13 protein-coding genes are annotated in these 13,538 nt (G+C 37.3%); 10 read left to right on the forward strand and 3 right to left on the reverse strand.

Annotation, left to right across the window (positions count from 1 at the left end; genetic code table 11):
* Positions 1 to 9: 9 nt before the first annotated feature.
* From recF to dnaA, 3 genes are read right to left on the reverse strand one after another with little or no spacing between them, the layout of a single operon-like run.
* A complete protein-coding gene (gene recF, locus IV514_RS14070) occupies positions 10 to 1,095 on the reverse strand; it encodes a DNA replication/repair protein RecF (protein ID WP_206485922.1) in 1,086 nt (361 codons plus the stop codon).
* On the reverse strand, positions 1,095 to 2,201 hold the full coding sequence (gene dnaN / locus IV514_RS14075; protein WP_206485923.1) for a DNA polymerase III subunit beta: 1,107 nt from the start codon (positions 2,199 to 2,201) through the stop codon (positions 1,095 to 1,097). The genes recF and dnaN overlap by 1 nt, the downstream gene beginning before the upstream one ends.
* A 29-nt stretch (positions 2,202 to 2,230) precedes the next feature.
* On the reverse strand, positions 2,231 to 3,607 hold the full coding sequence (gene dnaA, locus IV514_RS14080; protein WP_206485924.1) for a chromosomal replication initiator protein DnaA: 1,377 nt from the start codon (positions 3,605 to 3,607) through the stop codon (positions 2,231 to 2,233).
* A gap of 453 nt (positions 3,608 to 4,060) precedes the next feature.
* On the opposite strand from dnaA, the gene rpmH reads away from it, so the two are divergent.
* The 10 genes from rpmH to IV514_RS14130 all read left to right on the forward strand — a co-directional run bounded on the left by rpmH (position 4,061) and on the right by IV514_RS14130 (position 13,361).
* A complete protein-coding gene (gene rpmH / locus IV514_RS14085; RefSeq protein ID WP_074496262.1) occupies positions 4,061 to 4,195 on the forward strand; it encodes a 50S ribosomal protein L34 in 135 nt (44 codons plus the stop codon).
* A 38-nt stretch (positions 4,196 to 4,233) separates the two neighbouring features.
* A complete protein-coding gene (rnpA, locus tag IV514_RS14090) occupies positions 4,234 to 4,587 on the forward strand; it encodes a ribonuclease P protein component (protein ID WP_206485925.1) in 354 nt (117 codons plus the stop codon).
* Positions 4,557 to 4,805: a membrane protein insertion efficiency factor YidD gene (gene yidD / locus IV514_RS14095; protein WP_206485926.1), complete on the forward strand. Its 249-nt coding sequence runs from the start codon at positions 4,557 to 4,559 to the stop codon at positions 4,803 to 4,805. Before rnpA ends, yidD begins: the two co-directional genes overlap by 31 nt.
* 6 nt (positions 4,806 to 4,811) lie before the next feature.
* The gene (gene yidC, locus IV514_RS14100) at positions 4,812 to 6,449 is read left to right on the forward strand and encodes a membrane protein insertase YidC (RefSeq protein WP_206485927.1); all 1,638 of its coding nucleotides are present in this window, start codon (positions 4,812 to 4,814) and stop codon (positions 6,447 to 6,449) included.
* A 192-nt stretch (positions 6,450 to 6,641) separates the two neighbouring features.
* Positions 6,642 to 8,021: a tRNA uridine-5-carboxymethylaminomethyl(34) synthesis GTPase MnmE gene (gene mnmE, locus IV514_RS14105; RefSeq protein WP_206485928.1), complete on the forward strand. Its 1,380-nt coding sequence runs from the start codon at positions 6,642 to 6,644 to the stop codon at positions 8,019 to 8,021.
* Between the two features lie 193 nt (positions 8,022 to 8,214).
* A complete protein-coding gene (gene mioC, locus IV514_RS14110; protein ID WP_206485929.1) occupies positions 8,215 to 8,658 on the forward strand; it encodes an FMN-binding protein MioC in 444 nt (147 codons plus the stop codon).
* A gap of 406 nt (positions 8,659 to 9,064) precedes the next feature.
* Positions 9,065 to 10,954, forward strand: a complete 1,890-nt coding sequence (gene mnmG / locus IV514_RS14115) for a tRNA uridine-5-carboxymethylaminomethyl(34) synthesis enzyme MnmG (protein ID WP_206485930.1) — start codon at positions 9,065 to 9,067, stop codon at positions 10,952 to 10,954.
* Positions 10,955 to 10,983: 29 nt separating this feature from the next.
* Positions 10,984 to 11,610: a 16S rRNA (guanine(527)-N(7))-methyltransferase RsmG gene (gene rsmG / locus IV514_RS14120; RefSeq protein WP_206485931.1), complete on the forward strand. Its 627-nt coding sequence runs from the start codon at positions 10,984 to 10,986 to the stop codon at positions 11,608 to 11,610.
* 26 nt (positions 11,611 to 11,636) lie between these two features.
* Positions 11,637 to 12,437, forward strand: coding sequence for a ParA family protein (locus IV514_RS14125; RefSeq protein ID WP_206485932.1), 801 nt, complete (start codon positions 11,637 to 11,639; stop codon positions 12,435 to 12,437).
* 21 nt (positions 12,438 to 12,458) lie between these two features.
* Positions 12,459 to 13,361, forward strand: coding sequence for a ParB/RepB/Spo0J family partition protein (locus IV514_RS14130; RefSeq protein ID WP_206485933.1), 903 nt, complete (start codon positions 12,459 to 12,461; stop codon positions 13,359 to 13,361).
* The last annotated feature ends 177 nt before the right edge of the window (positions 13,362 to 13,538 follow it).

Consider the following 13,538-nt stretch of genomic DNA (forward strand, 5'->3'; position numbering starts at 1 on the left):
GCTATTAGCCTATTTACTCATTGCGGATATTTTTCCATGTTTCACGTGAAACATATTATAATTATTATTGTCTGGAACCATGGGTTCCAAAGCAACTTTATCTATCGCCGTAATTATCGTCTGACAATCTAAGTACTTATCAATGTCAGCTAGAATTGCTCTAGAATTAACATCGAGTTCTGCACCTACATCGTCAATCAATAAAATTGGCTTTACTCGTTTACCTTGCTCAATTAATTTAGTTTGAGCAAAAGTTAACGCGAGTAAAAACAACTTTTGTTGGCCACGGGACAAACGTTGATCTAACGTTAAATTATTTAAAAGAAATCTAACATCAAATTTCTGAGCACCGAATAACGAAAAACCTTTTTCTAATTCCTTCTGTTTATTTGCTAGCAAGACTTGTGATAATTCCTTCTTGCTATGCCATCCTTGAATATATTGTATCGAAATATCATCTTCAACATTAGGTAAAAATAACTTTAACCAGGTTGAAAACTCTTCTCTTAGATGTTCAATATATTCTTTTCTTTGTGCTGCAATCTCTTCAGATAAGCGGCAAAATTCGCTTGTCCAGTAATTATATTGTTCAATATTTTGCCTCGCTTTTAAGCAGGCATTTCTTTGCTTTAACACGCGATTAAAAGTTTTCCAATTTGAAGGAAAAGAATGTTTCACGTGAAACAATCCTAAATCGACAAACTTTCTGCGTTCTTTAGGACCACCAAAAAAAAGCTTAAAGCTTTCAGGAGTCACAACCTGGACAGCAAGGTTTTTAGCCAAATCAGAAAGTTTATTGTGCTTAACGCCATTAATCTTTATATCGGTCTCACCGACCGAAGTTCGTTTTATGCCTAGCTGTCTGTCATTTTCAGTTTTAACACTGATAACAAAAGAATCATTGGCAACATTAATTAAACTATTAACGTTTGCAGAACGAAAAGATTTACCATGCCCTAAATAAAATAAACTTTCTAATAAACTACTTTTTCCGCTGCCATTATCACCAATAAAAAAGTTTAATTTTTCATGTAGTAGTATTTTACTTGAATCTAAGTTGCGAAAATTAAATGCTTGAAGCTCTTTAACACTCATTACAATCGCATTGGCATTACTACATAAGTAGCTTCACTTGAAGTTTCACCTTCGATAACCACACTGCTATTAGCATCTGCCAAAGTAAATTTAACACTATCATCTTTAATTGCATTAAGCACATCAAGGACATAGTTAACGTTAAAACCAATTTCAACTTCATCATAAGGGAAGTCTACTTCTAATACTTCTTCAGCTTGTTCTTGCTCAGGATTATTAGCGGTTATTTTTAATTCAGAGTTTGAGAAGTTTAAACGAACTCCTCTAAACTTTTCATTAGACAAAATAGACGCACGAGATAGCACTTGGCGTAAATGGTTATTGTCAGTGGTTAATACCTTATCACCATTGCGTGGCAGCACTCGTCGATAGTCAGGAAAACGGCCATCAACTAACTTGCTGGTAAAAGAAAATTCATTATCAATAATACGAATATGATTAGAACCTAAGTACACTTGTACTTCTTCTTCTACAGGATCAAGCAAACGAATAATTTCCAATATGCCTTTACGCGGAACTATCACTTGGCGATTAGGCAATTGCAGCGAATTAATAGGGATCTTACAAATAGCTAAACGATGACCGTCGGTGGCAACAGAACGAATTTCATTTCCTTCTGTTTCGATTGACATACCATTAAGATAATAGCGAACATCTTGGTTAGCCATAGAAAAGTGTGTGCTTTCAATTAAACGCAATAACTCAGACTTACATAACTTAAACTCTACATCACCTTGCCACTGTTCGATATTTGGGAAATCATCAGCGGGTAAAATAGATAAGGAGTATTTACTACGTCCTGAAGAAATAATCACGGTATCATCATTAGCTGTATCAAAAGTTATCATGGAGCCATCTGGAAGGCTTTTGCATATATCCAATAACTTCTTCGCAGGAATTGTTAACTTACCATCTTCACCTTGATTATCAATAGTGGCATATGCAACCATTTCAAGTTCTAAATCCGTGGCAGTCAAAGTAAGTGATTGCCCACTAACATCAAAAAGTACATTCCCCAAAATAGGCAATGTGCTTTTACGTTCAACCGCACCTGAAACAAGCAACAATGGCTTTAATAACAACTCTCTGTTCAATGAAAACTTCATTTTATACCTACTATTCTTATACCTTATGCTTAGGATGAAAGGGTTCTAGTTAAATTAGAATAATCTTCTTTAATATCATGAGACTCTTCACGTAATTCCTTTACTTTTCTACACGCATGCAACACGGTTGTATGATCTTTACCACCAAATGCATCACCAATTTCAGGCAAGCTATGATTGGTTAGCTCCTTAGATAATGCCATTGCAATTTGTCTAGGTCTAGCCACTGAGCGATTTCTTCTTTTTGAAAGTAAATCAGCAACTTTAATCTTATAATATTCGGCAACTGTTTTCTGAATATTATCGATAGTAACTAACTTATCCTGTAAGGCAAGTAAATCCCTTAATGCTTCTTTAACAAAGTCGATATTAATTGCTCTACCGGTAAAATTCGCATTCGCTATAACACGGTTTAATGCCCCTTCGAGTTCTCGAACATTAGAGCGCAATCGTTTAGCAATAAAGAAGGCAACTTCATCAGCAAGATTAATCTGACTCTCCTGAGCTTTACGTTTAAGAATGGCTACCCGCGTTTCTAGTTCTGGAGGCTCGATTGCAATGGTTAAGCCCCAACCGAAACGAGATTTTAATCTATCCTCAACACCATCTATCTCTTTTGGATAACGATCACTGGTTAAAATGATTTGCTGGTTACCTTCAAGTAAGGCATTAAAAGTATGGAAAAACTCTTCCTGAGTTCTTTCTTTGTTAGCAAAAAATTGAATGTCATCAATTAATAATGCATCAACTCCACGATAATACTGCTTAAATTTTTCAATGGCATTGTTTTGCAACGCTCGTACCATATCTTGAACAAAACGTTCCGAATGCATATAAGCAATTTTGGCATCAGGTTTATTCAACAAAATACCGTTACCAACGGCATGTAATAAATGAGTTTTACCTAAACCAGTGCCACCGTAGATAAACAATGGGTTATAAGCAGAACCAGGATTATCAGCAACTTGCGAAGCAGCTGCACGAGCTAATTGATTTGATTTACCTTCAACAAAATTATCAAAAGTATAATTGAGTCGAACATTGGTCTTTTTCGGTAAATTGGCTTCAGGAAAATTGACTGTACTATTGGAAGAAGCATTGTTGTTTGTTTTACGAGGAGCGAATGCTTTATCATCTTCAACAACGATCTTTGCTGCTTTAGGAATACTGCCAACATCAAAACGAAGTAAAGGCGGGTTACCCGACTCTTCCAACGATACTAATTCATTAATCCGATCGACATATTTATCTCTAACCCAATCTAACACAAAGCGGTTAGGCGCATACAAGGTCATGATGTTTTCATCTACAACACATTGTAGAGGTCTGATCCACATACTAAATTGCTGAGTAGGAAGTTCCTCTTGCAAAACAGAGAGGCATCGTTGCCATAGAGAATGATCCAAAAAAAACTCCGTAAAATAGTAACGTACTAAAAGATCATCAGCCGCCACTAAAAAGATTATTGTTATTTGATTGAGGCATTATCTCTTTACTTATCCACAAGTGCAATATTGACTTTTCCATTAAACGTAATAACAACGAGTACAAAACACTAACCCACTGAATTAAATACATAAATTGATATATATTTAATTTGATTTAAAAATATATTGATAGAATATTTAACTCTAAATAAAGCCGAAAAGTACAAATTTCCATCAAATTTGACAACCACTGTTATAAAACTGTGGATAGTCATTAGATCCAGCAAAGATCCTCTAAGGATCTTTTTAATTTAAAGAGACAATAAATATTGACAATTAATTTATTTATATATAGAATTCGCCCTCATTTTTAGACCCAGTGTGCTCGAAACGGCGGTTTTGCCAGGGCAACAACAACCGACGGATAGCGTAATGAAAAGAACATTTCAACCTAGCGTATTAAAGCGTAAACGTAACCACGGATTCCGTGCTCGTATGGCTACTAAAAACGGTCGTGCAGTACTTGCACGTCGTCGTGCAAAAGGCCGTGCACGCCTAAGCGCGTAATCTCTTTGTTTAATCTTTAATAAAGAGAAGGTAACCAAATGGTTACTAATCAATTTACTCGGGAGTCACGTTTATTGACTCCCAGTCAATTCCAAAATGTATTCAAAAAACCAATCCGATTTGGTTCAAGTCATATCACTATTTTAGTGACATCAAATACTGATAACAATAAGCGATTAGGTCTAGCCATCGCCAAAAAGCGTGTCAAATTAGCCGTTCAACGTAACCGTATCAAACGACAAATAAGAGAAAGTTTTCGCTTAAACCAGCATCAATTACCAAATATTGATTTGGTCGTAATGGTGAAATCTGGCACAGATACACTTGAAAATCATCAAATCAGACAGCAATTAGAAAAAATATGGCGAAAAATAATTCAGCGCCACAAATAATTGCGATATCTTTAGTAAAAGCTTATCAGCGTTGGCTTAGCCCACTACTCGGCAACAATTGTCGATTTAATCCAACTTGTTCAAATTACGCAATTGAAGCAATAAATCGCTTCGGTGTGATAAAAGGTTGTTGGTTAGCAAGCAAACGTATACTAAAATGCCACCCATTAAATGCGGGAGGTGAAGATCCCGTGCCACCACTAAAAAAAGAGAAATAACATATTATGGAATCTCAACGCAGTTTTCTGTTCATTGCCTTAATGGTTGTCACCTTTTTATTATACCAGCAATGGCAGTTAGATAATGCGCCTGTAAAACAGGAACAAGATATTATTGCTCAAAATAGCGCAACACCATCTGCTGCGACTTCTGACGACTTTGTTCCTGCTTCAAGCGAAGCAAATAATAAGCCTGTAGCGGCTACACCAGCTACTGCAAACCTAATTACCGTAACAACTGATGTATTAAAAATTAAAATTAACACCCAAGGTGGCGACATTGTTGAGGCCGTTTTATTAGATTATGAAACAGAACAAGGCAGTGAAACCCCCTTTACCATCATGCAAAATGGTCAATTTACTTACATTGCACAAAGTGGTTTAACAGGCGCGCAAGGGATCGACAGAACAGTTAAAGGTCGTCCAATCTATCACACCGAAAAGCAAGATTATCAATTAGCAGGTGATAGCCCGTTAGTGATAGATTTAACTTATGTGACGGAATCGGGCTTAAGTGTTATTAAGCGCTTTACCTTTGAAAAATCAAATTATCAAGTATCACTTGATTACATTATTGATAACCAATCTTCTAGCACAGCAAGTGTCGAACTATACGCCCAGCTAAAACAATCTAGCATTGTTGATAAAGAAGCTTCTGGTTTACTACCCACTTATCGTGGTGCTGCATATTCAACTCAAGACGAGCGCTATGAAAAATATGACTTTGATGATATTGCTGATGCCAACTTAAATGTAGCAACAAAAGGTGGTTGGGTTGCCATGTTGCAACACTACTTTGTTGCTTCCTGGATCCCAGCACAAAATGAAGTGAACCAACTTTATACCAGCTATACCCGTAATCATGAAGCCGTCATAGGATTCAAAGCACCGGCAATATTAATAGAGCCAAATCAACAAGCAACTGCATCTACTAGCTTGTATGTAGGGCCAAAGGATCAGGAAAACTTAGGCGAAATTGCTGATGGTCTAGAGCTTACCGTTGATTTTGGCTTTTTATTTATGATCAGTCAGCCACTGCACTGGTTATTACTACAGATTCAAGCGCTCGTAGTTAACTGGGGTATTGCCATTATTATTATTACCATCATAGTAAAAGGCCTAATGTATCCGCTTACTAAAGCGCAATACTCATCAATGGCTAAAATGCGTGAATTACAGCCTAAAATGACGCAATTAAAAGAGCGTTTTGGCGATGACAGACAAAAAATGTCACAAGCAATGATGGAGCTGTACCGTAAAGAAAAAGTTAATCCTGCGGGCGGTTGCTTACCACTGTTAATTCAAATGCCAATTTTCTTAGCGCTATACTGGGTATTTTTAGAAAGTGTCGAATTACGCCATGCAACCTTTGGTTTATGGTTACAAGATTTATCGTCAAAAGACCCATATTACATCTTACCGATATTAATGGGGATCAGTATGTACATCATGCAAAAAATGCAGCCGATGACGATACAAGATCCGATGCAACAAAAAATCATGCAATATATGCCAGTAATGTTTACCGTATTTTTCTTCTGGTTCCCATCAGGATTAGTATTGTACTGGTTGGTCAGTAATGTCATTTCAATTATTCAAATGAAGATAATATTCAGTGCATTAGAAAAGCAAAAAGCAAAATAACACTGAACTATTTGACAATAAAAACGCGACTTTTAAGTCGCGTTTTTTATAAGTACATAAGATAGCTAGTAGCCAACTCAAACAATAAGATCTGCACTCTGTAGGCTGATTCTCCTTTAGCCACTATTACCTATTTCAATCAAAGGGTTTATAATAGCCGCTTTCTTAGCCACAACATGATTTAGGTACCCGATGACGACACAAGCTTTCTCTCGAAAAGAAACTATCGCAGCGCAAGCAACAGCCCCAGGCCGGGGAGGCGTAGGTATTATTCGTGTATCAGGGCCAGAAGTGGCAAATGTTGCCCAGGCAATCTTAGGGAAACTGCCAGAGTTACGTAAAGCGGAGTATTTAACCTTTAACGACTTAAATCAACAAGCGTTAGATCAAGGTATTGCTCTATATTTTAAAGGGCCTAATTCTTTTACCGGCGAAGATGTACTTGAACTTCAAGGCCATGGTGGGCCAGTGATCCTCGACATGCTATTAAAAGAGATATTATCTCTCGATAATGTTCGCATGGCAAAACCCGGTGAATTTAGTGAACAAGCATTTATCAATGACAAATTAGATCTGACACAAGCCGAAGCGATTGCCGATCTGATCAATTCCAGTTCAGAACAAGCCGCTCGCTGTGCACTACATTCCTTACAAGGTGATTTTTCAAGACTTGTACAAGATATGGTAGAAAGCACTATACATTTACGCATGTACGTAGAAGCAGCGATTGATTTTCCAGAAGAAGAAATCGACTTTCTTGCCGATGAAAAAATAGTCAATGATCTCAAAGCAATCATCAAACAAGTCGAGAATGTTCAACAGCAAGCACAACAAGGCAGCATAATCAGAGAAGGTATGCGGGTAGTGATTGCAGGGCGACCTAACGCAGGTAAATCAAGCTTACTAAATGCCTTAAGCGGTAAGGAGTCTGCGATAGTAACTGACATAGAAGGTACAACACGAGATGTACTTTCAGAGCAAATTCATATTGATGGAATGCCACTACATATTATCGATACCGCGGGGTTAAGAGAAAGCGCAGATAAAGTTGAACAAATAGGCATTGAACGAGCTTGGCAAGAAATTAATCAGGCCGATCGTATTTTACTTATGGTTGATTCAACCCATGAGCTGCATGAAGATCCTAAATCTATCTGGCCTGATTTTTTCGAGAAACTCCCAGAAAATATCGGGCTTACAGTGATCAGAAATAAAGCAGATATATCAGGCACTCCAACAGGTATTATCGAGCAAGCAGATTTGCCTACCATTGCTTTATCGGCAAAAACGGGAAATGGCGTCTCTGCGCTCAAACAACACTTAAAAGATATTATGGGTTACCAAGGGAACATGGAAGGTGGTTTTATGGCAAGGCGTCGGCATTTAGCCGCCTTAGAACAAGCACATCATCACTTAATAACAGGATTAGATCAATTAGAAGCTTATGTTGCAGGTGAAATACTTGCCGAAGAATTACGCTTATGCCAACAAGCTCTTAATCAAATCACAGGTGAATTTACTAATGATGACTTATTAGGACAAATATTTTCATCTTTCTGTATAGGTAAATAGCTTTACTACACTTTTCAGCCAGAACAACACGCTAACAATACTGAGCTAAAAGCAATCGTTAGCGTGTTTTCACATAAAAATGTGACCTACCTCATCTTTTATAGAAGAGAAAAGATAGCAACAACATACCAGCTAATTATAATGAGGCTATCACCACTCGAAATTACATTATTTACAATTAAGGATCCTCATAATGGCAAGTATTCAGATCATTGTCGGTAGCATGTTAGGTGGCACAGAATATGTTGCCGAAGCATGTGAAGAAACATTAACAGCATTGGGTCATCAAACAGCGCTGCATTTACAACCTAATTTTGATGATATTCCACACGAAAGCCAAACTTGGTTGATCTGTACATCGACACATGGCGCAGGCGACTACCCAGACAATATTCTACCTTTCATCAAACAACTCACAACAAGCAAGCATGATCTATCATCGATACGATTTGCAGTGATCGGCATAGGAGATTCAAGTTATGATACCTACTGCCAAGCAGCAAAAAACATAGATAAATTATTAAAATCAAAAGGTTGTGTAGAATTATTAAATTTAAAAACCTTAGATATGCAACAAGATATAGATCCTGAGGAAGAATCTCAGGCGTGGATCTTAGCAAATAAAGATCTTTTATAAACGGTTACTAATAAGTTATTCACATTAATAACAGAAATAACTTTCAAATGTGGATAAAAATAAAAAAAGCTATTAATTAACCTTTATTTTCCAGTTTATAAATAATTCAAAACTTAGCCCTGTGGATAAAACAAGCTTTTGATCAAAGCTTTTTCCTGCTTTGATCAAGGTTTGATCACATAGAAAGGTTAGCCATAAGTGATTGTTTTAAATTAAAGAAAATCGCTTATCCACAAAGATCCTTTTTACTAGTAGTAAGTAATAATAAGATCTTTAAATAGATCTTATATATTATTAAGTGATCGTCATGCGATCTTTTTTCTTAATTTGATCATTCCCCTTGATGCTAAAAAAAGTTAAAATACGTGCCCTTTTATTTTTAAATGATTTTCAAGGCTAAATTTTTATGTGGTATCAAAGCTCATATGATGTAATTGTTGTTGGTGGTGGTCATGCAGGTACTGAAGCTGCATTAGCCTCAGCACGTATGGGCTGTAATACATTATTATTGACCCATAATATTGATACTTTAGGTCAAATGTCATGTAATCCTGCCATCGGTGGAATTGGTAAAGGTCACTTAGTTAAAGAAATTGATGCACTTGGTGGTTTAATGGCAACAGCGATTGATCACGCTGCGATCCAATTTAGAACGTTAAACGCCAGTAAAGGCCCTGCGGTAAGAGCAACTCGAGCCCAAGCAGATAGAGTTCTGTACCGTTCTTTTGTGAGGAATTATCTTGAAAATCAACAAAATCTCACTATTTTTCAACAACCTTGTGATGATCTAATTTTAGAAAACGATCAAGTCGTTGGTGTTTCAACGCAAATGGGGCTTAAATTTAAAGCTAAATCCGTTGTCCTTACCGTTGGTACCTTCTTAGCTGGTCAGATCCATATTGGCTTGAATAATTATCAAGGTGGCCGTGCAGGAGATCCAGCTAGTACCAACTTAGCAAATAAATTACGTGATATGCCATTTAGAATGGATCGCCTAAAAACAGGTACTCCACCGCGTTTAGATGCTCGTACGCTTGATTTTTCAGTAATGGAAGAGCAGCCAGGTGATGATCCTCGTCCAGTCTTTTCGTTTATGGGATCGTTAGATGATCACCCTAAGCAAATTTCATGTTATATCACTCATACCAATGAACAAACACATGAGATTATACGAAACGGATTAGATCGTTCGCCAATGTATACAGGCGTTATTGATGGTGTTGGTCCGAGATATTGCCCGTCAATTGAAGATAAGATCACCCGTTTTGCGGATAAAAATTCTCATCAAATTTTTGTTGAACCTGAAGGGTTAACTACCCATGAAGTTTACCCTAACGGTATTTCAACAAGTTTGCCTTTTGATGTACAAATGGATTTAGTTCGATCAATTAAAGGCTTTGAAAATGCACATATAACCCGACCAGGCTATGCGATTGAATATGACTATTTTGATCCACGAGATTTAAAACAAACCTTAGAAAGTAAATTTATTAGTAATTTATACTTTGCTGGTCAAATTAATGGGACTACCGGCTATGAAGAAGCTGGTGCGCAAGGTCTTATTGCGGCGACAAATGCAGCCGCCAAGGTACAAGGCAAAGAACAACTTGTTTTAGGACGCGACCAAGCATACATGGGGGTGTTAATCGATGATTTAGCCACCTTAGGAACAAAAGAACCGTATCGTATGTTCACTTCGCGTGCTGAATATCGCTTATTATTGAGAGAAGATAATGCCGATATTCGCCTAACAGAACATGGCTATCGATTGGGGCTGGTTGATGAAAACCGTTGGCGTAGATTCAATGAAAAAATGGAAAATATTGAGTTAGAACGTCAACGATTAAAATCGGTATGGATCCAAAAAGATCACCAAGCCGTTGAACAAGTTAATCAATTATTAAAAACGCCGATTAGCCGAGAAAACAGCCTAGAAGACTTAGTTCGTCGTCCAGAAGTTCGTTATAACGACTTAATGAAAATTGAGGGACTAGGTGCTGAATTAGCGGATAAACAAGCTACTGAGCAAGTCGAAATTCAAATTAAATATGCCGGCTATATTGAACGTCAACTTGATGATATTGCAAAGAAAAAACGTCATGAAGATACGCTGATCCCAACTTCGTTTGATTATGGACAAATTTCTGGATTATCGAATGAAGTGGTAGCAAAATTAACAGATGCTAAGCCCGAAACTATTGGTAAAGCGTCTCGTATTTCAGGCATAACACCCGCTGCAATCTCATTACTCTTAGTGTATTTGAAAAAGCATGGGTTGCTTAGAAAATCAGCATAAATAACAATAATTAAGTAGGCTTATCATTAATGTCATTACATAATGAACTGGTTAAGTTGGTTGCCCAAACAGATCTCAGCTTGGATGAAGACCAAATTGCCCTTTTAATTCAATATGTTGAATTATTAAATAAATGGAATAAAGCATATAATCTAACATCGGTTAGAAACCCGAGTGAGATGTTAGTCAAGCATATCATGGACAGTTTAATGGTAGGGCCATCACTTATAGGTCAATCATTTATTGATGTAGGAACAGGGCCCGGTTTGCCAGGGATCCCTTTAGCGATACTTTATCCAGAGAAGCAATTCGTTTTGTTAGATAGCTTAGGAAAACGCATTACCTTTTTAAGACAGGTTGTATTTCAATTAAAACTTGATAATGTAACTCCTCTACTTTCTCGAGTAGAAGCTTATCAACCTGAAAAATTATTTGATGGTGTGCTAAGCCGTGCTTTTGCATCATTAGAAGATATGATCACTTGGTGTTCACACCTGATCCCAAATGAGCACGGACGTTTTTTTGCATTAAAGGGGCAATACCCTGAACAAGAATTACAACAGTTGCCACAAGGCATAACATTAGAAAATAGCGTTCAAATAACTGTTCCTGAATTAATTGGTGAACGTCATTTGATTGAACTAAAAAAAGTTTAACAAGAATAAATTCGTTTGAGGTTCTAGTGGGAAAAATAATTGCAGTTGCTAATCAAAAAGGTGGGGTTGGAAAAACCACCACTGCGGTCAATTTAGCTGCATCTTTGGCAGCAACCAAGCGTAAAGTGTTATTGATTGATCTTGATCCTCAAGGTAACGCCACTATGGGCAGTGGTATCGATAAATATGAAGTACCTGCAACTTGCTATGAATTATTGATCGATGAATTACCATTTGAACAGGTAGTGTGTAAAGAAACCGCGGGAATTTATGACTTAATTGCTGCCAATACTGATGTAACCGCTGCTGAAATTAAATTAATGGAAGTGTTTGCTCGTGAACAACGCTTAAAAAATTCGTTAGCACCGGTAAAAAGTCACTATGACTTTATTATTATTGATTGCCCTCCTTCATTGAACATGTTGACCGTAAACGCGATGACCGCCGCTGATTCAGTATTAGTTCCTATGCAATGTGAGTATTATGCCTTAGAAGGCTTAACAGCATTAATGGATACCATTTCGCAGTTAACTTCTGTCGTCAACGGTAACTTACACATTGAAGGTATTTTACGGACTATGTATGATCCGCGTAATCGATTAGCAAATGATGTATCGGAACAACTGAAACGTCATTTTGGTGATAAAGTCTATCGTACGGTTATTCCTCGTAATGTCAGGTTGGCAGAGGCACCAAGTTTTGGTGCTCCGGCGATGTATTATGATAAATCATCGACGGGTGCAAAAGCGTATCTGGCTCTTGCTGGGGAAATACTCCGCAAAGCAGAGCAAGAAAAAACTGCAAATCAGCAAGTTACTACCGAATAAAAAAATTCAGCAAGGAAATTTATGAGTCCGTCAAAACGTAGAGGCCTAGGTCGTGGATTAGATGCATTACTAACTAATGCACCACGCAAGCAGCAAGATAATGAACAAGCGTCTATTGAACAGACGGAAACGAATAATCCAAATACAAGCGAATTACAAAAATTACCGATTGAACAGTTACAACCGGGTAAGTATCAGCCGCGAAAAGATATGTCTCCTGATGCGCTTGATGAATTATGTAATTCGATTAAATCTCAAGGGATTATCCAGCCGATCGTTGTGCGCCCACTTGCGAAAGATAGCTATGAAATCATTGCCGGTGAACGTCGTTGGCGAGCTGCCCAATTAGCCAATATTGATATGGTACCTTGCTTAATTAAAGACGTACCAGATGAAGCAGCTGTCGCCATGGCGTTGATTGAAAATATTCAACGGGAAGATCTTAATGCCATGGAAGAAGCCGTTGCTTTAGAGCGATTGTTAACCGAGTTTGAATTAACACATCAAGAAGTCGCTGATGCTGTAGGTAAATCACGGACAACAGTTACGAACTTATTGCGTTTAAATAACTTAAATGAAGAAGTAAAAACTTTGTTAGAGCATGGTGATATTGAAATGGGTCATGCCCGTGCTTTATTAGCGTTACAAAATGATGTGCAAACCAACACTGCTCGTACTGTAGTTGCTAAAGAGTTAACGGTCAGAGAAACCGAAGCATTTATTAAAAAAATGCAAGAGCCGGCAAAAGAAGTAGCGGCAAAAGTTAAAGATCCTGACACCCAATCGTTAGAACAAAACTTATCTGAAAAGCTCGGTTCACAAGTCACCATTAACCATAATAAAAAAGGCAAAGGTAAATTGGTCATTTCTTACAGCAACCTTGATGAACTTGATGGCATTGTTGCTCGTTTTGGATCTTTTTAAATATTCATATCAGTGATATTAAAAATTACACGTTAATCGCACATATTGAGGGCATCTAATGCCCTATTTTGTTGCATTCACGGTGTAATTAAGTATACTTGCGTCGACTTTTTAAAGTTCCTTGTTTGCGCTTTAAAAAAGTATGAGTTTTACGAAAGATTTCGTTTGGAGAGTCAA

Source organism: Thalassotalea sp. G2M2-11 (genome assembly GCF_017168195.1).
Classification (GTDB): domain Bacteria; phylum Pseudomonadota; class Gammaproteobacteria; order Enterobacterales; family Alteromonadaceae; genus Thalassotalea_E.

Bases quoted from the DNA above. Each gene is read 5' to 3' on its own strand.
- recF (WP_206485922.1), bottom strand. From the start codon at position 1,095: ATGAGTGTTAAAGAGCTTCAAGCATTTAATTTTCGCAACTTAGATTCA.
- dnaN (WP_206485923.1), bottom strand. From the start codon at position 2,201: ATGAAGTTTTCATTGAACAGAGAGTTGTTATTAAAGCCATTGTTGCTT.
- rpmH (WP_074496262.1), top strand. From the start codon at position 4,061: ATGAAAAGAACATTTCAACCTAGCGTATTAAAGCGTAAACGTAACCAC.
- rnpA (WP_206485925.1), top strand. From the start codon at position 4,234: ATGGTTACTAATCAATTTACTCGGGAGTCACGTTTATTGACTCCCAGT.
- yidD (WP_206485926.1), top strand. From the start codon at position 4,557: ATGGCGAAAAATAATTCAGCGCCACAAATAATTGCGATATCTTTAGTA.
- yidC (WP_206485927.1), top strand. From the start codon at position 4,812: ATGGAATCTCAACGCAGTTTTCTGTTCATTGCCTTAATGGTTGTCACC.
- mnmE (WP_206485928.1), top strand. From the start codon at position 6,642: ATGACGACACAAGCTTTCTCTCGAAAAGAAACTATCGCAGCGCAAGCA.
- mioC (WP_206485929.1), top strand. From the start codon at position 8,215: ATGGCAAGTATTCAGATCATTGTCGGTAGCATGTTAGGTGGCACAGAA.
- mnmG (WP_206485930.1), top strand. From the start codon at position 9,065: ATGTGGTATCAAAGCTCATATGATGTAATTGTTGTTGGTGGTGGTCAT.
- rsmG (WP_206485931.1), top strand. From the start codon at position 10,984: ATGTCATTACATAATGAACTGGTTAAGTTGGTTGCCCAAACAGATCTC.
- IV514_RS14130 (WP_206485933.1), top strand. From the start codon at position 12,459: ATGAGTCCGTCAAAACGTAGAGGCCTAGGTCGTGGATTAGATGCATTA.